The sequence below is a fragment of the Kribbella sp. NPDC051137 genome (genome assembly GCF_040682535.1).
Taxonomy (GTDB): domain Bacteria; phylum Actinomycetota; class Actinomycetes; order Propionibacteriales; family Kribbellaceae; genus Kribbella; species Kribbella karoonensis.
This window is the reverse complement of the sequence record NZ_JBFBBI010000001.1, coordinates 301,048-319,333: the sequence shown is the minus strand read 5'-3', so window position 1 is coordinate 319,333 and position 18,286 is coordinate 301,048. Positions and strand designations below refer to the sequence as shown.

13 protein-coding genes are annotated in these 18,286 nt (G+C 69.2%); 4 read left to right on the top strand and 9 right to left on the bottom strand.

Features of this window, described 5'->3' with window-relative positions:
* From AB0M51_RS01590 to AB0M51_RS01560, 7 genes are all read right to left on the bottom strand, one after another.
* Nucleotides 1-1,344: an extracellular solute-binding protein gene (locus AB0M51_RS01590; protein WP_344190031.1), complete on the bottom strand. Its 1,344-nt coding sequence runs from the start codon at nucleotides 1,342-1,344 to the stop codon at nucleotides 1-3.
* Between the two features lie 111 nt (nucleotides 1,345-1,455).
* Nucleotides 1,456-2,538, bottom strand: coding sequence for a trypsin-like peptidase domain-containing protein (locus AB0M51_RS01585; RefSeq protein WP_363747647.1), 1,083 nt, complete (start codon nucleotides 2,536-2,538; stop codon nucleotides 1,456-1,458).
* Between the two features lie 56 nt (nucleotides 2,539-2,594).
* Nucleotides 2,595-3,614: a LacI family DNA-binding transcriptional regulator gene (locus tag AB0M51_RS01580; protein ID WP_344190035.1), complete on the bottom strand. Its 1,020-nt coding sequence runs from the start codon at nucleotides 3,612-3,614 to the stop codon at nucleotides 2,595-2,597.
* Nucleotides 3,615-3,743: 129 nt separating this feature from the next.
* Nucleotides 3,744-5,054, bottom strand: a complete 1,311-nt coding sequence (locus AB0M51_RS01575; RefSeq protein ID WP_344190037.1) for an ABC transporter substrate-binding protein — start codon at nucleotides 5,052-5,054, stop codon at nucleotides 3,744-3,746.
* A 127-nt stretch (nucleotides 5,055-5,181) separates the two neighbouring features.
* Complete coding sequence (locus AB0M51_RS01570) at nucleotides 5,182-6,282, bottom strand: LacI family DNA-binding transcriptional regulator (RefSeq protein WP_344190039.1); 1,101 nt, start codon at nucleotides 6,280-6,282, stop codon at nucleotides 5,182-5,184.
* Entirely contained in the window at nucleotides 6,242-8,104 is a 1,863-nt protein-coding gene (locus AB0M51_RS01565) for a DUF2264 domain-containing protein (protein ID WP_363747643.1), read from the bottom strand. The genes AB0M51_RS01570 and AB0M51_RS01565 overlap by 41 nt, the downstream gene beginning before the upstream one ends.
* A 175-nt stretch (nucleotides 8,105-8,279) precedes the next feature.
* On the bottom strand, nucleotides 8,280-9,398 hold the full coding sequence (locus AB0M51_RS01560; RefSeq protein WP_344190043.1) for a hydroxyacid dehydrogenase: 1,119 nt from the start codon (nucleotides 9,396-9,398) through the stop codon (nucleotides 8,280-8,282).
* Between the two features lie 149 nt (nucleotides 9,399-9,547).
* Between AB0M51_RS01560 and AB0M51_RS01555 the strand changes: the two genes are divergently transcribed.
* The 4 genes from AB0M51_RS01555 to AB0M51_RS01540 are packed head-to-tail and all read left to right on the top strand — an operon-like array spanning nucleotide 9,548 to nucleotide 14,317.
* On the top strand, nucleotides 9,548-10,504 hold the full coding sequence (locus AB0M51_RS01555) for an ABC transporter permease subunit (RefSeq protein WP_344190045.1): 957 nt from the start codon (nucleotides 9,548-9,550) through the stop codon (nucleotides 10,502-10,504).
* Entirely contained in the window at nucleotides 10,501-11,394 is an 894-nt protein-coding gene (locus tag AB0M51_RS01550) for a carbohydrate ABC transporter permease (protein ID WP_344190047.1), read from the top strand. The genes AB0M51_RS01555 and AB0M51_RS01550 overlap by 4 nt, the downstream gene beginning before the upstream one ends.
* Before the next feature lie 11 nt (nucleotides 11,395-11,405).
* Complete coding sequence (locus AB0M51_RS01545; protein ID WP_344190049.1) at nucleotides 11,406-13,061, top strand: hypothetical protein; 1,656 nt, start codon at nucleotides 11,406-11,408, stop codon at nucleotides 13,059-13,061.
* Nucleotides 13,058-14,317 carry an alpha-L-fucosidase gene (locus AB0M51_RS01540; RefSeq protein ID WP_344190051.1) on the top strand — a complete coding sequence of 420 codons (1,260 nt, stop codon included), beginning with the start codon at nucleotides 13,058-13,060 and terminating at the stop codon, nucleotides 14,315-14,317. The genes AB0M51_RS01545 and AB0M51_RS01540 overlap by 4 nt, the downstream gene beginning before the upstream one ends.
* A gap of 69 nt (nucleotides 14,318-14,386) precedes the next feature.
* Here the strand turns inward: AB0M51_RS01540 and AB0M51_RS01535 are convergent, their stop codons facing one another.
* Nucleotides 14,387-15,739, bottom strand: coding sequence for a M60 family metallopeptidase (locus AB0M51_RS01535; protein ID WP_344190053.1), 1,353 nt, complete (start codon nucleotides 15,737-15,739; stop codon nucleotides 14,387-14,389).
* Between the two features lie 79 nt (nucleotides 15,740-15,818).
* Entirely contained in the window at nucleotides 15,819-18,194 is a 2,376-nt protein-coding gene (locus AB0M51_RS01530) for a polysaccharide lyase 8 family protein (RefSeq protein ID WP_344190055.1), read from the bottom strand.
* Between the last annotated feature and the right edge of the window lie 92 nt (nucleotides 18,195-18,286).

The window sequence follows — 18,286 nt, the reverse complement described above, 5'->3', positions numbered from 1 at the left end:
TCACCCGAGAAGCTTCTGCAGCGCGGTGTTCGCGGTCTGTACGGCGGTACCGGCGTCCTGCTGGCCGACCCACGCACCGCTCAGCGTCTCGGCGAGCTTGCTGTACGCCTCGAAGGTGTTCGGGAACACCGGCACCGAGTAGCCGTACTTGTCGATCGACTCCGCGATCTGCCCGAACGCCGGGTTGATCGCGGTGTTCGCCTTCAGCACCGCGGGCATCGCGGGGATGCCGCCGGCCTTCGCGTACGCCGTCATCGCGTCCGGCGTGGCGAGGTAGTCGAGGAACTTCTTCGCGGCGTCCTTGTTGCCGGAGTACTTGTTCAGCGCCACCGCGAGGGCGTGCACGTGGGTCTTCTGGCCCGGCACCGGGGCGATCGCGATCTTGCCCGCGACCAGCGGCGACTTGCTCTTGTCGTTGAGCTCGGCGAAGCCGGCCGACCACTGCAGCGCGAACGCCGTCGTACCGGCCTTCAACGCGGCCTGGGTCTCCGGGAACTCGGCCTGCGAGCTGTCCTTCGAGGTCCAGCCGTTCTTGTAGATCGTGCTGTAGACGCCGACCGCCTTCTTGGCCGCGTCGGTGTCGAGGTTGGCCTTACCGTCCTTGGTGGTCCAGGAGCCGCCCTCGCCCCAGAGCACGTCGTCCCAGATCATCGTGTTGTAGAGCAGGTTCTTGGCCTGCAGGATCGTGCCGTACTGCGTCGGCGACGCCGGGTTGGCGGTCTTGCTGAACCACGCCGACATCGCGACGTAGTCCTGCCAGTCCCACTCGGCGGCGGGCTTCGGGTCGCGCTTCTCCCCGATCGCCTTCGCGGCCACCGCCTGGTACGCCGGCCACTGGCTCTTCGTCGCCAGCAACGCGTCGACGAGGTCCTTGCGGTACAGCAGGAAGTGGTTCGAGACGTCCAGCGGCAGCGCGTACTGCTTGTCCTGGTACTTCAGCCCGTCGACCGCGACCGGGAAGTAGTTGCTCGCGTCCACCGACGTCAGCGGGTCGAGCGAGTTCGCGTACTGACCGACGTTGTAGCTCGCCACGAAGTAGATGTCCTGCTGGCTCGACTTCGCGGCCATCAGCGTGGCTTCCTTCGAGAAGGTGTCCTGGCGGGACAGCAGGGTCATCTCGACCTTGATCTTGTCCGTGGCGCCCTGCCCGGCGTTGTAGGCCTCGACGACCTTGCCCATGGCGTCGCCCTCGGGCCCGGGCCACAGCACCATCTTCACGGTCCCGCTGCCGCTGCCCGCGGCACCGGCACTGCCGCCGGTCTTGGACCCGGTACTCGGCGCACAACCCGCCAGCGCGATGCCGGTGGCGAGGGCGAGGGCCAGCCCGGCTGCCTTCACGTTCATCCTTGGACTCCCAACTGGTACGGACCAATGATGGGAGAATAGGCAAGGTATGCGCTCATGTCCAGCGAAAGCGTCAGCAAGTGGTCAGGTCCACTTGCCGGGGAAGGTCGATCAGGAGGCGGCGAGGACCAGAGTGGTCGTGGCCGCGGTGCCGTTCCGGGAGTAGCCGATCTCGATCTTGTCGCCGGCCTTGCGGGTCAGGGTGGCGACCACGAGCTGCTCGCTGTTGGTGGCGGGCCGGCCGTCGATCGTGGTGATCACGTCCCCGGCGCGCAGCCCCGCCGCGGCGCCCGGGCCTTCGGCCGCCAGGACGAACAATCCCTGCTGGTGCTGGGACTGCGGCAGCGTCTGGACCTGCAGCCCGGTCATCGGATGCCCCGGGCGCCCGGTGCTGATCAGCTGGCCGGCGACCTCTTTCGCGATGTCGATCGGGATCGCGAAACCCAGCCCGACGCTGCCGCCGCCGGACACCCCGCTCGCGTTCGGCACGGTGGCGATCGCCGCGTTCACCCCGACCAGGTGGCCGGCGCAGTCGACGAGCGCCCCGCCGCTGTTGCCCGGGTTGATCGACGCGTCGGTCTGGATCGCGCCGATCAGGTGATGGGTGACGCCTTCGCCCGGCACTGGTACGTACCTGTCGAGCGCACTGACGATGCCGGTGGTGACCGTGCTGCTCAGCCCCAGCGGGGCGCCGAGCGCGACCACCGGCTGTCCCACCTGCAGCGCCGCGGACGACCCGAGCGCGATCACCGGGAAGCCCTTCGCGCCGTCGGCGGCCTTCAGGACGGCGAGGTCCGTGCTCGGGTCCCGCCCGACGATCGTCGCCGCGGACGTGTGCCCGTCGCTGTACCGGATCGTCACCGCCCCGCCCGCACCGGCCGCGACCGAGATGACGTGGTCGTTGGTGAGGATGTAGCCGCCGTCCCGGAACACCTGCCCGGACCCGGTACCGCTCTGGTTGCCGCGTTGCGCGGCGATCGTCACGACGGACGGCAGTACGTCGTGCGCGATCGGGATCGCGGCGCACATCGCCGTACTACTGTCCGCGGCGGCAGCAGGTGTGGTCCGGTCGCCGCGCGTCGCGAGGAAGACGATCGCGGTGATCAGCGCGCCCACGACCAGCCCGACGGCCACCGCCACCAGCAGTGGCGGCGTCGGGCGCCAGGGCGACGAACCGCTGTCAGCCTGGACCAATTGGGCTCCCCTCCTCATGGTCCGCCTTTCGACGCTACCACCGGGGAGAGCAACGGTCACGCGCTGTCGCGGATCACCAGCTCGGTGCTGTAGATCTCCGGCTCGGTGTGCTCGGCGCCGGCGATCTTCGCGAGCAGGATCTCGGCCAGCCGGGCGCCGAGCTGCTCCACCGGCTGCCGGACCGTGGTGAGTTTGGGCGTGGTCGTGGTGGCCAGTACGGAGTCGTCGAAGCCGACCACGGCGACGTCGGCCGGGACCCGGCGGCCGCTCTGCGACAGCACCCGGAGCGCGGCGGTCGCCATCAGGTCGGAGGCCACGAACAGCCCGTCCAGGTCGGGGTGGTCGTCCAGCAGCCGCAGCGTCGCCTGTTCGCCGCCGTCCGCGGTGAAGTCGCCGTACCCGATCATCGCGGGCAGTCCGGCCTCCTTCATCACTTCCCGGTAACCGGTCAGCCGGTCGATGCCCGCGGTCATGTCGAGCGGCCCGGCGACCGTCGCGACCTTCCGGCGCCCGATCGACAGCAGATGCTGTACGCCGGTCCGTGCGCCCGCCACATTGTCCACGTCCACACTCGCGACCGGTACGTCGACGCCGAGCGGCCGCGCGCTGAACACGATCGGCAACGGCAGCTGGGCCAGTTCCTGCAGCACGTTGTCGCGGCCGTGGTGGCTGATGATGATCGCGCCGTCGACGTGCCCGCCGCGCAGGTACCGCAGCAGGCGCTGGTCATCGGCTCCGGTCGGTTCTGCAGCCGGCTCGATCAGCAGCACCAGCTGGGACGGCGTCGGCGCCAGCATCCGGCTGACCCCGCTCAGCATGCCGGCGAAGAACGGATCCGAGAACACCCGGCTGTCCGGCTCCGGCACGACGATCGCGATCGAGTCCGTACGCCGGGTCACCAGCGCGCGGGCCGCCCGGTTCGGGACGTAGCCGAGCTGGCGGATCGCCTGCTCGACCGCGGCCACCGTGTCCGGCAGCACCTTCGGCGACCCGTTCACGACCCGCGAGACGGTCGCCCGGGACACCCCGGCGAGCGCCGCGACCTCTTCCAGTGTCGGAGAACCGGACTCGTTCATGGCCCTCCTCGGTACGTGATCGGCCTGCGTTCACACCGTAGTACCTCGCCGGTCGATCACGCGTCGGCCGTTGGCCACCGGAGCGGGGTGTGTCGGCAGAAAACTTCAGTCGCCCTCTCGGCTGCCCGCTCAGCTGCCGACCCGGACGTTCGCCGCCCGGTCCGCCGCGGCCAGGGCCTGCCGCCAGGCGGCGTCCGGTGCCTGCTTGCCGGCGTCGACCCGGGCCAGTGCGGCGGTGAAGATCTGGTTGATCTCGCCGTCCCGCGGGCCCTTGTGCTGCTTGAGGAACACGCTGCGCGCGCGGTCGACGAAGATCTGTCCGACCGGCGCGTTGTTGAAGTACGCGTTCACCTGCGACTTCACCTGCGGGTCGTCGTACGCGTCGACCGTGGACGGGAACGAGCCGATCTTCTTGAACACCTGCACCTGCTGCTCCGGCGCGGTCAGCCAGGCGGCGAGCTTGGCGGCCTCCTCCGGATGCGGCGACTGCACCGGGACGGTCAGGTACGACCCGCCCCAGTTGCCGCCGCCGCCCGGGAACACGTCGGCGACGTCCCACTTGCCCTTGCCGAAGCTCCCCGCGTTGTCCTGGATCACACCGAGCAGCCAGCCCGGGCAGGCCATCGTCGCGAACTTGTCGGTGCGGAACGCCGAGTTCCACGCATCGCTCCAGGCCGGCAGCCCTGCCGACAGCCCGTCCTTGCTGCCCGCGACGACCTGGTCCCAGGTGCGTTTCAGCAGCGGGTTCTCGTCGCCGAGGAAGCGGTCCTGGTTCGAGTAGTACGCCTGGATCAGCTGGTTGCGCATCGCCTCCCAGGTCAGGACGGCCGAGTCGTACCAGGCCGACCCCGGCATGCGCTGCTTGAACGTCCGGCCGACCGCGAAGTACGACGGCCAGTCCTGGAACAGCTTGGCCACCTTGGCCCGGTCCGTCGGCAGCCCCGCCTTCGCGAACAGGTCGCGGCGGTAGCAGATCGCCTCCGGACCGATGTCCGTGCCGTACCCGATGATCTTCCCGTCGGTGGTGGTCGCACCGTCGAGTTTCCAGCCCAGCCAGCGGTCCTTCAGGTCGTCCGCGCCGTACTTGCGCAGGTCGATGAACTGGTCGGCCTTGGCCAGGTACTTGTAGATCCAGCTGACCTCCATCGCCTCGATGTCGGCCAGCCCGGCACCGCGGGCCAGGTTCGCGTCCAGGTTCTTGACGTGGTCGTCGACGGTCTTCGCGCGCTGCTCGACGATCGTGATGTTCGGGTGCTGGGCCTCGTACTCGGCGTACAGGTCGGCGTAGCCGAACTCGTTGAACGTCGCGACGGTGAGCTCGATCTTCGGGCCGTCGGCGGCGTCGGGCGCACCGGATCCGCCGGCACAGGCGGTGGCGAGCAGCAGGACGGCACCGGCGAGCAGGCCGGCCACGGGGCGACAGCGGGCACTCGGCCGCATGGGGTTTGCTCCCTGGAACTGGACGGGGTTTGAGAGCGCTCTCGGATCACGAAAGTGAGCTGAGTCTCAAACCTCGGCACCAGATATGTCAAGTGCCGTTTCGTCACCGTCCGTCAACACTGAGTGATCAGCGGGCGCGAGGCGGTGCCACTGAGTCACGGACCACGACCACGGTGCCGAGCGTGGTCGCCTGCTGCTGGTGCGCGAACGGGTCCGCGCTGGGCTGCTGGCCGGCGATGCCCGCGCGGACGGCGGCCCGGCCGAGCTCTTCGAGCGGGACCCGGACGGTGGTGAGCGCGGGTTGCAGCTCGACCGCGACCGGTACGTCGTCGTACCCGACCACCGAGATGTCTCCCGGGATGCTCAGCCCGCGTTCGCGGAGCGCGGCGTACACGCCGGCCGCGACGATGTCGTTGGCCGCGAAGACCGCGGTGAAGTCGAGACCGTCGTCGAGGGCGCGGAGCGTCTGGTCGTGGCCCCACTGGCGGCCGAACGCGCCGGTCCGGACCAGTGCGGGATCGTGCTCGAGCCTGCGGGCGGCGTACGCCTGCCGGAAACCGCGGACTCGGGCCGTCGTCGTGGACAGCGTCGTCGGTCCGCCGAGGTACAGGATCCTGGTGTGCCCGGCGCTCAGCAGGTGGTCGGTGATCGCGGCCGCGCCACCGGCGTTGTCGTAGTCCACGGCGTACGCCGGTACGCCGGCCTTCAGGCCGGGCCGCCCGCAGAGCACCAGGCTCGAACCGCTCTTCGCCAGCTGCTCCGCGCGCTGTCCGATGGTGGCGAAGTACTCCTGGTCCTCGACCGCGCCGCCGACCAGGATCACCGCGTCCGCGCGCTGCTCGAGCAGCAGGTCGACGAACCGGAGCTCGGCGGAGTCGCCGCCCTGGGTCGAGCAGACCAGGCAGAGCCGGCCGGACGACAGCGCCTCGGACTGCACGCCGCGGGCGATGTATGCGAAGAACGGGTCGACGATCTCGCTGACCACGATCCCGACCACCCGGGTGGTGGACCCGGCCAGTGCCCTGGCGTGCGCGTTCGCGACGTACCCGAGCTCGCGCATCGCCCGCTCCACCGCGGTCCGGGTCCCGGCCGCGACCGGATAGTTGCCGTTGACAACACGGGAGACGGTCGCGGTGGACACCCCGGCCCGGGCGGCCACGTCCCGGATGGTCCGGGCCGCCTCGGGATCACGCCGGCGCGCCCGCGCCCGCGGCGGTTCCGCCGCCATCGTCCACCTCCTCGCCCAGCTGTACGCCGGTCCGCGTACCGTCCGCGAACCGCACGGTCACCTGGGTCCCGTGCACCGTCACGCCGATGCTCTCACCCAGCTGCCGCGCCCACACCGTGTCGCCGGACAGTACCACCGCCGCGACCAGCACCCGGGGACCTTTCCCGTCGTACTCCGCCTCCAGGTACGGCGTCGCCGAGTGCGGCCCGAACGCGTTCGAATCCAGCCCCCGTCGTACGCCGGCTCGCTGGTAGCCGTGCAGTCCGACGATGGCCGAACTCAACCGGTCCACGCGGGTCGCCTGCGCCCAGAGCTCGCCGGTGCGCTCGTCGGGCCGCTCGACCCCGGCCACCGCATAACCCCCATGCCGTACGACCCCCGCGGGCCCGTCCACCAACGCACACCGCACCTCGATCCGCCCCTGCACAACGGACATCACCTCGATACGCGCCTCCCCCGCCTCCCACCACGACGCCGCACTACTGCCGTCGACAGCCCGCCGCCGGATGAGCGTTCGTGGACCTTGGGCGCCGACGACAATCTGATTGTCAACAATCTCCTCGGTCAGCTCCGGCGCGGTGCGGCTCGAATAGGCGAGCCGGTTGTAGTGCGGATCGCCCTCGCCGCCGTGGTCGCTGCCGTGGTTGAGGAGGCGGACGATCCCGTCGTGCTTGGTCGCCTGGATCAGGAAGCCGGGCGCCGGCATCGCCCGCACCTGGTCACGGACGTCGAGCGGGACCGCCTCCTCCCGCGCCGTCCACACCTCGTGCTCAGGCGGAAGCAGCAACCCGAGGAAACCCTTCGAGGCCCAGTACGGCGAGGCAGGTCCGGAGTACGGCTGCGTCACCGGAAGGAAATGGTGATGCCAGCCGAGCGTCAGCAGCCCCCGCTCGTCGGGTACGCCGTGATCGACGAAGTGCCGCAGCGTCCCCGAACACAGCCGCCTCGTCTGCCCTGGCGTCAGCGGTGTCGCGTCGAGCAGCGCCCCCATCCAGTACGGTGCCGCAGTACCCATCCGGTAGCAGAGCGACCGCCCGAAATGCACGGGCGCACCGTCCGACCCGGTCAGGTGTACGGCGTCCTCGATGAAGCGGTGCAGCCGCTCGCGATACACCGCGAGCCGGCCGTCCGCCGACGGACCGGCCATCCGCGTCCACAGGCCTGGGTAGAGATGCATCGCCCACCCGATGTAATGGTCGAAGTTCTGCCCGGGCCCGTCGGAGTACCAGCCGTCGCCGACGTACCAGTCCTCGATCCGCTCCAGGCCCGCGTCGATGTCGTCCTGCGCGTACGACGCGCCGACCGACGCGAGGAACTGCTCGCCGACGACCTGGAACAACCGCCAGTTGTTGTCCCACGTCCGCGACCCGACGAACCCGCTCAGCCAGTCGACGACAACCTGCTGCTCCCGCCCGTCCAGCCGGTCCCACAGCCAGGCCCGCGACTCGTGCAACCCGACCGCGATCGCCGCCGCCTCCACCATCTGCTGCGAACACGGCGTCAACCGCGGCCACTCCCCGGCCGCCCCCGCGACGAGCCCGCGCGCGTACCGCTCCACCAACCGCTCGTCGCCCGGCCCCGCCGCGATCCGGAACGCCGCCAGCAGGAACGACCGCGCGAACCCCTCCAACCCGTCGCAGTCCGCCCCCGACCAACTCCCCCGCCCCGGCAACCGAACCTGCGCCCCACTCGCCGAGAACCAAGGCACCAACGAATCCAGCAGATGATCCGCCACCGCCAGCCACGTCTCCCGCGTGTACCCCGTCCGCGAAGACAACACCCGATCCGGCGCCGGCAACGCCAACCCACGGCCACGCGTCACAGCGCCCACCCCGCCCGCGCGCGGCCGCTCCGCCTGCCCGGCTGCCGACACGGACGGACATCCCTCGGCGTGGACGGTTCTCCGCTGCTGTCAAGGGGGGAGAACCGGCATCGCGCACGGATATCCCCTCGGGTCGCCGGGCGCCGGGCGGGAGCCGGGGTGGTGGGGGCGGGGGTCATGCGATCCGGCTCAGGTCGTCGCGGGTGATGCCGTGGGCGAGTGGGTGGCCGGCCGCGAGGCGTTCGAGTTCGGCGACCGCGGCGTCACCCAGGCGCGTCGATTCGTTGCCCATGGCACCGGCCAGGTGCGGGGTGACGAAGACGTTCGGCAACCGCAGCATCGGTGAGTCCGGCGGCAGGGGTTCGGGGTCGGTCACGTCGAGGATCGCGTCCAGACGCCCGGCGACGCACTCGCGCTCCAGCGCCGCGTGATCCACCACCGGCCCCCGCGCCGTGTTGATCAGCACCCCGCCGTCCGGCATCGCCGCCAGCAGCTCCCCCGTCACCAGCCCGCGCGTCTCAGGCAGCAACGGCGCATGCACGGTGACGATGTCGCTCGCCGCGAACAGCTCCGGCAGCTCGCACCACCGCGCTCCGAGCGCCGCCGCCTCCGCCCGGCTCAGGTACGGATCACTCACCAGTACGTCGACATCGAGGTACCGGAGCCGCTCGATCACCTGCCGGCCGATCCGCGACGCGCCGAGCACGCCGACCGTCGTACCGAGGGTGCCGAGGATCGGTGCCCCGGGCAACGGCCGCTTGGTACCCGACGTCCGGAACCAGTCCCGTTGCCGGAACGCCCGCTTCGCGGCCAGCACGATCGCCGCCACCGTGAACTCCGCCACCGGGATCGCGTTCGCCGCGGCCGCCGACGAGACCTCGACCCCGCGCTCGAACACGACCGGATCCACGAACGTCTTGACCGTCCCGGCGGCGTGCACGACCGCCCGCAGCTTCGGCGCCGCGTCCAGCACCTCGGCCGTGATCCGCGGACAACCCCACCCGGTCAGCAGCACGTCCGCCTCCGCCAACTCACCCGCCACCGAAGCAAACGACCCCTGCAACCGCGGAACGCTCCCCAGCACCCCGCCCGACTGCGCGCCCCCCGACCGCACCCCGCCCGGCAGCACGCCGTTCGGTTGGGCGGCGGCTGGGTGCATGCCGAGCAGGTCTGCGACGGACTCCAGCCGGTGGCGAGCGGCTGGGGTGAACACCTCCGACCAGGTCTCGGCGGGCATCGCGACGAGCGTACGCAACCGCGGCCGGTGGACCGGGTCGGTTTCAGGTTTCGGCACGGATCACTCCTAGTAAACGGTTACTGGAAACCGTAAGCAGTGAACCGAAGCCCGTCAAGGGAACTTCCCACAAGTGCTTGACAGCAAGGCAGTACAGGTTTCATGGTTGCTGACACATCCGACAGCAAACGCTTACTATCGGGAGGAACATGCATCGCGTCAGCCGTTCGTCGCGCCGGCCCGCGGCGGTCCGGCAGCCCGGCCCCGGCCTGTGGGCACGGCTGCGCCGGGACCGGGTGATGCTGCTGCTGGTGCTGCCCGGATTCCTGTTCTTCGTGGTGTTCCACTACGTGCCGCTGCTGGGCAACGTGATCGTCTTCCAGGACTACCAGCCGTACCTCGGGTTCAAGGAGAGCCCGTGGGTCGGCTTCGGGAACTTCGCGGTGTTCGCCGAGCCGTCCTTCTACCGCGCGCTGCTGAACACGCTGAAGTTCGCCGTACTCCAGCTGGTCCTGTTCTTCCCGGCGCCGATCGGGCTGGCTCTGCTGCTGAACAGCATCGTCAGCCCGAAGATCAAGCGGTTCGTGCAGAGCGTCGTGTACCTGCCGCACTTCATCGGCTGGGTGATCCTCATCTCGATCAGCCAGCAGCTGATCGGCGGCACCGGCCTGCTTCCGCAGTTGCTCGGCGACCTCGGGCTGCCGCGTGTCGACCTGATGACCAGCCCCGGGTTCTTCCCGTGGCTGGTGACGCTGCAGCTGATCTGGAAGGACGCCGGCTGGGGCACGATCATCTACCTCGCCGCGCTGCTGAACATCGACACCGAGCACTACGAGGCGGCCGCCATCGACGGCGCCGACCGGTGGCGGCGGCTGTGGCACGTGACGTTGCCGGGCATCGTGCCGGTGACCTTGCTGCTGCTGATCCTCAACCTGGGCAGCATTCTCTCGGTCGGCTTCGAGCAGATCCTGCTGCAGCGCGACGCGGTCGGCGCGGACGCAGCCGAGGTGCTCGACACGTACGTCTACTTCCACGGCGTGCTCGACGGCCAGTGGGGCCCGGCCGCCGCGGTCGGCCTGGTCAAGGGCGTCATCGGCCTGGCCCTGATCCTCGGCGCGAACAAGATCGCCCACCGCTTCGGACACGAAGGGATCTACAGCCGATGAAGACCTCCCAGCGTCCACCGTGGATGGAGGCGCCGAGCAGGGCCGGGCTGGCGGTCAAGGCCGTGGTGATCGCCGTCGTCTGCCTGCTGGTGCTGTACCCGTTCGTCAACATCGTCGCGACCAGCCTGGCCGGTGAGTCCGAGATCACCCGTCGCGGCGGGATCATCCCGCTGTTCCCGAGCGAACCGACGCTGGCGGCGTACAGGACGATCTTCGCCGGTGGCGTGGTGAGTCACGCGCTGCTGGTCAGCGCGGCGATCACGGTGATCGGTACGGCGCTGAACATGGTCGTCACGATCGCCCTCGCGTACGGGCTCAGCCGGCCGATCGTCGGCGGGCGGTTCATCCTCACCGCGGTCCTGTTCACGATGCTGTTCGGCGCCGGCATCATCCCGAACTTCCTGCTCGTGAAGGCGCTCGGCATGTACGACTCGTACACGTCGCTGATCGTCCCGGGGCTGGTCAGCGCCTTCAACTTCCTGGTGCTGCGCAACTTCTTCCAGAACATCCCGGCCGAGCTGCTGGACAGCGCCCGGATCGACGGCGCCGGCGACCTCGCGATCCTGATCCGGATCGTGCTGCCGCTGTCGAAGGCGGTGCTCGCCGTCGTCGCGCTGTTCTACGCGGTCGGCCACTGGAACGCGTTCTTCAACGCACTGCTCTACCTCAGCGACACCGGTAAGTGGCCGCTGCCGCTCGTACTGCGCCTCTACGTCCTGCAGGGGCAACCGGTCGGCGGCGGCACCGAGTCCCCCGGCGAGGCGGTCGCCTCGATCCAGGCCGTGCAGATGGCCGTCGTCGTGGTCGCGCTCGTCCCCATCCTCTGCGTCTACCCGTTCCTGCAGCGCTACTTCACCAAGGGCGTACTCACCGGCGCCATCAAGGGTTAGGAGAAATGACCGTGACCACCCCCTCCCTCAACCGCCGCAACTTCTTGCGGAGCGCGGTCGGTGTCGCCGTGATGAGCGCCACCGGCGTCCCGACGCTGGTTGCCTGCAGCAACGGCAGTACGACGGCCGGCACCGCCCGCGCGTCCACGGTCACGCTGCCGTCGTACGTGCCGTTCGCCGGCCCGAAGCCGGATCTGGCCGGCACCGCGGACGGCGTACCGCCGGGTTACCGGACGTACCCGAAGGAACTCGTCACCACGGTCAAGTCGCCGCCGTTGAGCGGCGGCAAGGTCAGCGTGATGACCGACATCTTCGACCCGCTGCCGCCGTCGAAGGACAAGAACACGGCCTGGCAGGCGGTCGAGAAGCAGCTCGGCGGGACGCTGGACCTGACCATCGTCCCGGACAGCGACTGGGCGACCAAGTTCCAGACGGTGCTGGCCGCGAACCAGCTGCCGGACTTGTTCCTGCTGTCGGACTCGACGCTTGTCAACAATCTACCGGCGTTCCTGTCGGCGAAGTGCACCGACCTGACGCCGTACCTGAGCGGCGACAAGGTGAAGGACTACCCGAACCTGGCGAACATCCCGCAGGTGATCTGGCAGGCCTGCGTCGTCCAGGACAAGATCTACGGGCTGCCGATCCCGCGCAGCATCACCGGCGGCGCCGGCTTCTACAACAAGCGCCTGCTGGACGCCGCCGGCATCGAGTACCCGGCGAGCGCCGAGGACTTCCTGGCCGCCTGCAAGGAGCTGACCAAGCCGCAGCAGGGCCAGTGGGCGATCGTGAACTCCAAGGGCAACACGTTCTTCACGTTCGTCCAGCAGATGTTCGGCGTCCCGTACGGCTGGAAGGAGGACGGCGGCAAGCTCGTGAAGAGCTTCGAGACCCCGGAGTACAAGGCCGCGCTCGAGTTCGCCGTCCAACTCGTGAAGGCCGGCGTGGTCGTCCCGGGCTCCGACGGCGCCGACGGCACCGCCCGGAAGAACTCGTTCAAGTCCGGCAAGGGCACCTTCGTGTACGACGGGTTCCCGGCGTACACGGACTACAGCAAGGCGATGAAGCGGCTCGATCCGAAGAACGACCCGCGCGCGTTCGTGCCGATGGCGCCGAAGGGCGGCAAGGCGAACACCTGGGCGGACAACGTGCTGTTCGCGTACACGCTGATGAAGAAGTCCGACGAGGCCCGCGCCAAGGAGCTGCTCGCTGTCGCGAACTTCTTCGCCGCCCCGTTCGGCAGTACCGAGAACCTGCTGCTCACGTACGGCGTCGAGGGCGTCGACTTCACCCGGGACGCCAACGGCAACCCGAAGCAGACCAGCAAGGGCGAGGCCGAGCTGACCGTGCCGTGGAAGTACATCGCGGCGCCCCCGCAGGTGCTGTTCAACGCCACCGACCCGACGTACGTCGACAACGCGCACGCGGACCTGACCAAGCTGCTCGGGATGGTCGTGAAGGACCCGACCACGTCGATGATCTCGCCGACCAACGACAAGGCCGGGGGCGACATCGGGCAGGCGTTCTCCGACGTCCGCAACGACGTGATCGCCGGCCGGAAGCCGATCAGCGCGTTCGACGCGGCGCTGGCGAAGTGGAAGAAGGACGGCGGGGACAAGATCCGCGGCGAGTACGAGACGGCGCTGAGCGGCGGTGCGAGCCCTCGATGAGCTGGCTGACCGAGGCCCGGTTCGGGCTGTTCGTGCACTGGGGCATCTACGCGGCCGCGGCGCGGCACGAGTGGGTGAAGTCGTACGAACAGCTCACCGACGCCGAGTACCAGGCGTACTTCGACCACTTCGACCCGGACCTCTACGACCCGGTGCAGTGGGCCGAGGACGCCTGGAACGCCGGGATGCGGTACCTGGTGATCACCACCAAGCACCACGACGGGTTCTGCCTGTGGGACTCGAAGCTGACCGACTACTCGGCGCCGCACACGCCGTACGGCGAGGACCTGCTGGCGCCGATGGTGTCGGCGTTCCGGGACCGCGGTTTCAGGATCGGGCTGTACCACTCGCTGCTCGACTGGCACCACCCGGAGTTCCCGGTGGACCTGCACCACCCGCAGCGCAAGGACGTCGACTTCATCGACCGGACGGCGGATCGCGACGTGTCGAAGTACGCCGACTACCTGCACGGCCAGGTCCGCGAGCTGCTCACGTCGTACGGGAAGATCGACGTGATGTGGTTCGACTTCTCGTACGCGGATCGCGGGTTCAACGCCAAGGGACCGGACGAGTGGCGGTCGGAGGAGCTGCTCGCGATGGTGCGGGAGCTGCAGCCGGGGATCCTGGTGAACAATCGGCTGGGGCTCGGCTCGGGTGACTTCACCACGCCGGAGCAGGTGCAGCCGCCGGGTAACGAAGTTGCTGCCGGCAACGGTACGCAGGTGCCGTGGGAGGCCTGCCAGACGCTGAACGGCAGCTGGGGGTATCACCGCGACAACCACGACTGGAAGTCGCCGGCGTTGCTGATCCGGATGCTGGTCGACTCGGTCTCGAAGGGCGGCAACATGCTGCTCAACGTCGGTCCCAACGGACGCGGCGCCTGGGAACCCCGGGCCCTCGAGGCGCTCGCCGGAGTCGGCTCGTGGATGAAGCTGCACGAGCGGTCGATCCGCGGGTGCGGTCCCAGTGCGTATGTGCCGCCCGCCGATTGCCGCTACACGCAGAACGGGCGGCGGTTGTACCTGCACGTGTTCGCATGGCCGATGGGACATCTGCATCTGCCGGGGCTGGGCGATCGGGTGGAGTACGCACAGTTCCTGCACGATGCGTCGGAGGTGAAGCGGATGACCGTGGATCCTTCCGCACCGGCTCATACCTATCTGACCGGCCTGCCGGACAACACGCTGACCTTGAAGCTGCCGAACCGCGCGCCGGAGGTCGACAGCTGCGTGATCGAGCTCTTCCTCCGCGACTGAGCTCACCCAGTACGACGAAGGCACCCACCTCGACCCGGTGGGTGCCTTCGTCCTTTGGCTGTGGATTGTCTACTGTCGGATTGTCGACGGATCGGTGGCGGGCGGGGTGAGGTGCAGCGCGGCGAGCTGGGCGACAGCCTCCGCGTCGACCGGCACTCCCCACGCCCGGAAGAAGTCGCTCAGGTCGTGGCCGGCGGTCCGGCTGCACAGTACGACGAGGTTGCGGAGGCGGAGCGCCTCGTCGGTGTAGTCGCTCGCGTACGGTCGCTCGACCCGGACCAGCTTGTGCAGGTTCGGCCAGAAGGCGTCGCCGAAGGCAAGCCGCAGCTGCTCGAACATGACGAGCTTCTCGTACGGGTCGAACGTCTTCCCGTAGTCGACACCCGGCGACCGCAGCTTGCCGGGCGCGCTCTGCCACGGGGTGAGCCCGGTCTTCGCGTCCGGCGCGTGCAGCCGCGGCTGCTGGCCGTACTTCGTCGCGAAGACCGCGTTCACCGCGAGCGAGTAGATGTTGACCGTGACCTCGGTCAGCGAGCTCGGCTTGTAGGTGATCTGCTGATGCTGGTGCCCGAGCTCGTGGTAGATGCCCCAGCCGCGCGTCCGGAGCCCTTCGACGGTCAGCATCCGGTCCTGGATCGGCGGCGGGAACGACATGTGCCCGTGCGTCGCGTACGCACCGACGCCGGTGATCGCCGACGGGTACCCGACGAAGTGGTACCGGTGCGCCAGGCGGGCGTGCACCGGCGCGGAGCCGTCGTACCCGCTGGTCGCGTCCTCGATCCGGATGACGTCCTCGTACGTCGCGAGCAGGTCCGTGTGGTTCTCGGCGCGGTACGTCAGCGCCGACGCCCGCTCGACGGTGATCATCGCGTGCGGGCCGACGAACTCGACGTACGGCGTGGTCCGCTCGTCGAGCTGGCGCTGGAAGTCGTCCTCGCCGGTGCAGCCGAGCACGAAGTACGGCATCGGCTGTGCCTGTTCGCCGATCGTGACCTTCGCGCTCCCGGAGTCGCCGATCAGTTTCAGGTAGACGACACCACCGCCGGCGTCGGTGACGGTGTTCCGGCCGGCCTGCAGCGGGTACTCGCGGGGTGACTTGAAGGCGGCGCGGGCGTCGGCGTCCGGTGCGCCGATCACGAGCGTCGGGACGAGGCCGTCGTGCACGACGATGTTGAGGGCGGTGCCGGCGGGCAGGTAGAAGCCGGTCGTGCGGAGTTCGCTGGCGCTGAGCGAGTCCTGGGTACGGTCGAGCTCGGTCGTCCGCGCGGACGGGAGGGCCGGGATCGTGATCGTGTTCCCGCCTGCTGCCGGCACGGCGGCTGCTGCGGGTAGGGCAGGTACGGCGGTCAACGCCAGACCGGCTCCGGTGAATTGAAGAACACGTCGCCTGGTGAACTGCGTGGGGCGGGCGTGCGGCATCATCGAACAACCTCCTGGTTGAACTTGCCAGCACCCGGCGACCCGGCCGGCCCTGGTGGCCGGCCCCGGTTGCTTGCGGAAACTAGTTGAAGGACACGGTGTGGGTGGCGCCGCGGGTACCGCCGACGGCGACGTCGATCACCAGCTCCTTGCCGGTGGCAACCACCGTCACGGCCGGATCCTTGGCGATCACTGCCCCCACCCGCCGCCCGACCGTCACCCGGACCACCTGCGCGGTGCGGCTGGGATCGGACACCGCGACAGTGGTCGTGGTCCCCTCCCGCCCGATCACCACCGAGGCCGGCCCATCACTCGCCACGCTTCCCGCGCCGTCCCCGGAGACGGATCCCGCGGTCCAGAAGTTGGCCAGGACCAGGTTCTCGCGGTGGGAGACGATCGCCTGAACTGCCGGATTGTTGACCAGAACGGTCATCCCCGGATCGGCCGACCGTTCGGCGGTCTGACTGGCGGTTGCATTGGGCAACAGAACGTACGCGTACGACCCGGCGACCGTCCCGTGCTCCAGCACGAGCTTCGCGTAGCGACGGGTGTGCGGCGTGGTCGACCCGCCGGTGTCGTTCCCGATGTTGATCTCCGACCAGGACCCGGTCCGGTCCTCCCGCTCGACCCGCAGCTGCCCGCCTGCCGGGAACACGTACCCGCCGACACCCTCCAGGTACGCCCACTTCGGATCGCCGTACGTCTGGTCGATTCCCGACTGCCCGTCGACGACCAACGCCGCCGTCCCGTTCTCGTGGAGATTCCGATTGTCGACAATCGTCTCGACCGGATAGCCGTCCGTCCCGACGATCCCGGCCCCCAGCGCGACGACGCAGTCCCGCAGACAGAACCACGACTTCCGGGCCCGCAGGCTCTTGTCGTAGTTGATCAGGTGCATTCCGACCGCACCCGCGACATCCTGGTACGACGCCCCGCCGACCCAGTCCGCGAACGCCGCAACGGTCCCGGTACCGCTGCCCGTCCCACCAGGCTGACGCGGTTTCGTGCTGACCGTCGTACCGGGCATCCGCTGCGCGTCGACCGTCGGCCAGTAGGCGTCGTAGTACTGCGACTGGTCGGCGTTGTACAGGTACGTCATCCCGTCGCCGACGTACCATCCGCGGAGGTTCTCGCCGTTGCCCCACTCGTAGCGGGCCATCCGCTTCGACGACATCGCGATCGCGAACGTCCAGCCCGGCCGGCGGTGCACGACGCGGTCCTGGTTGTAGAACTGGAAGTGCCGCGGTACCGCCGGCGCCGGCATCACCTCGGTGTCCGCGAGCAGCGCCTTCGCGCGGGAGATCTCCGGGATCGACGCACCGGGCAGGTAGTCGGCGAGCCGGTCGCGGGTGATCCAGCTCTTGGCGAGTGCCTTGTAGCGCGAGGCGTACGGCTCGGCGACACCGCTCGCGAGCAGCAGCACCGTCGAGGTGGTGCCGTGGCCGTTGCGGTGGTCCCCGGCGGCTTCGCGGGAGATCGCGCGGCCGGAGACGCAGTCCATCATCAGACCGTCAGCCATGAACGGCGCGAAGCTCGCGTCGACCGCGTCCAGCAGTACGGCGCGGTTCGGGTCGGTGATCTCCCAGCTGGAACCGCCGAGCAGCGCGATCAGGTTCGCCACGCCGCCGAGCGCGACGTTGCCGTACGTGCCGACGTACGCGAGGTTGCCGTGCTGGATGAACGATCCGTCGCGGTAGAACCCGTCACCGCTGGTCACGTACGTGAAGACGGAGTTCTTCCCGGACTCGGCGACGTCGCTGAGGGCGTCGCGGGCTGTCGACAATCTGCTGGTCGACTTTCCGACGATGCCGCGGAGCGCGACGATCAGCGACTTGTCGACCCGGTTCGCGCCGGTCTCCCGCAGCGACGGCGAGTTGGTCCGGCGGTTCGGGTCGGGGACGAAGTGGTCGACGGCCGTCAGGTACGCCGTGAGCTGGCCGGCCGAGAGCGCGTCGTACGCCAGAACGCAGGTGTCGAGGAGCGCGCGCGGTGCGCCGATCTCCCAGAACCACCAGTTCCCGGTCTCCTTCAGCGTCTCGTTGAACGAGTGCACGTTGAGGAAGTCCAGCGCCCCGCTCACCAGCTCACCGGTCTCCGGGCCGACGCCCGTACCAGGCGTGGCGCGGGCCAGCGCGATCGTCTTCAGCCGGGTGTAACTGATCGAGAAGTTGCCGCTCGACGGGCTGAGCGGCAGATCCGGCCACAGCGCTGTTCGTTCGTTGTCGACAATCAGCGTGTCGACAAACTGCTGCGCCTGCTGACCGAGCTTGGCGAGTGCGCTCGCGTACGCCGGATCGCCGGCGTCGATCGCCCCGCCGGTGTTCAACTCGGCCCACCGGGCCCGGAGAACGTCGAACTCGTCCTCCGCGAACGCCCGGGTGGGCAGCCCGAGAGCGCTCAGTGCAGCGGCGGCGAGCCCGGTCTGCAACAACAGTCGACGGCGGACGAAGGGCGGCATCGCGACTCCTCGACGAAGGATAGTAAACGCTTACTCAACAGCCTGCCGTGTGTCCGTAACAGTCGTCAACAGCTCACTGTGATCACTTTTGA

Bases quoted from the DNA above. Each gene is read 5' to 3' on its own strand.
- AB0M51_RS01590 (WP_344190031.1), bottom strand. From the start codon at position 1,344: ATGAACGTGAAGGCAGCCGGGCTGGCCCTCGCCCTCGCCACCGGCATC.
- AB0M51_RS01580 (WP_344190035.1), bottom strand. From the start codon at position 3,614: ATGAACGAGTCCGGTTCTCCGACACTGGAAGAGGTCGCGGCGCTCGCC.
- AB0M51_RS01575 (WP_344190037.1), bottom strand. From the start codon at position 5,054: ATGCGGCCGAGTGCCCGCTGTCGCCCCGTGGCCGGCCTGCTCGCCGGT.
- AB0M51_RS01570 (WP_344190039.1), bottom strand. From the start codon at position 6,282: ATGGCGGCGGAACCGCCGCGGGCGCGGGCGCGCCGGCGTGATCCCGAG.
- AB0M51_RS01555 (WP_344190045.1), top strand. From the start codon at position 9,548: ATGCATCGCGTCAGCCGTTCGTCGCGCCGGCCCGCGGCGGTCCGGCAG.
- AB0M51_RS01550 (WP_344190047.1), top strand. From the start codon at position 10,501: ATGAAGACCTCCCAGCGTCCACCGTGGATGGAGGCGCCGAGCAGGGCC.
- AB0M51_RS01540 (WP_344190051.1), top strand. From the start codon at position 13,058: ATGAGCTGGCTGACCGAGGCCCGGTTCGGGCTGTTCGTGCACTGGGGC.
- AB0M51_RS01535 (WP_344190053.1), bottom strand. From the start codon at position 15,739: ATGATGCCGCACGCCCGCCCCACGCAGTTCACCAGGCGACGTGTTCTT.
- AB0M51_RS01530 (WP_344190055.1), bottom strand. From the start codon at position 18,194: ATGCCGCCCTTCGTCCGCCGTCGACTGTTGTTGCAGACCGGGCTCGCC.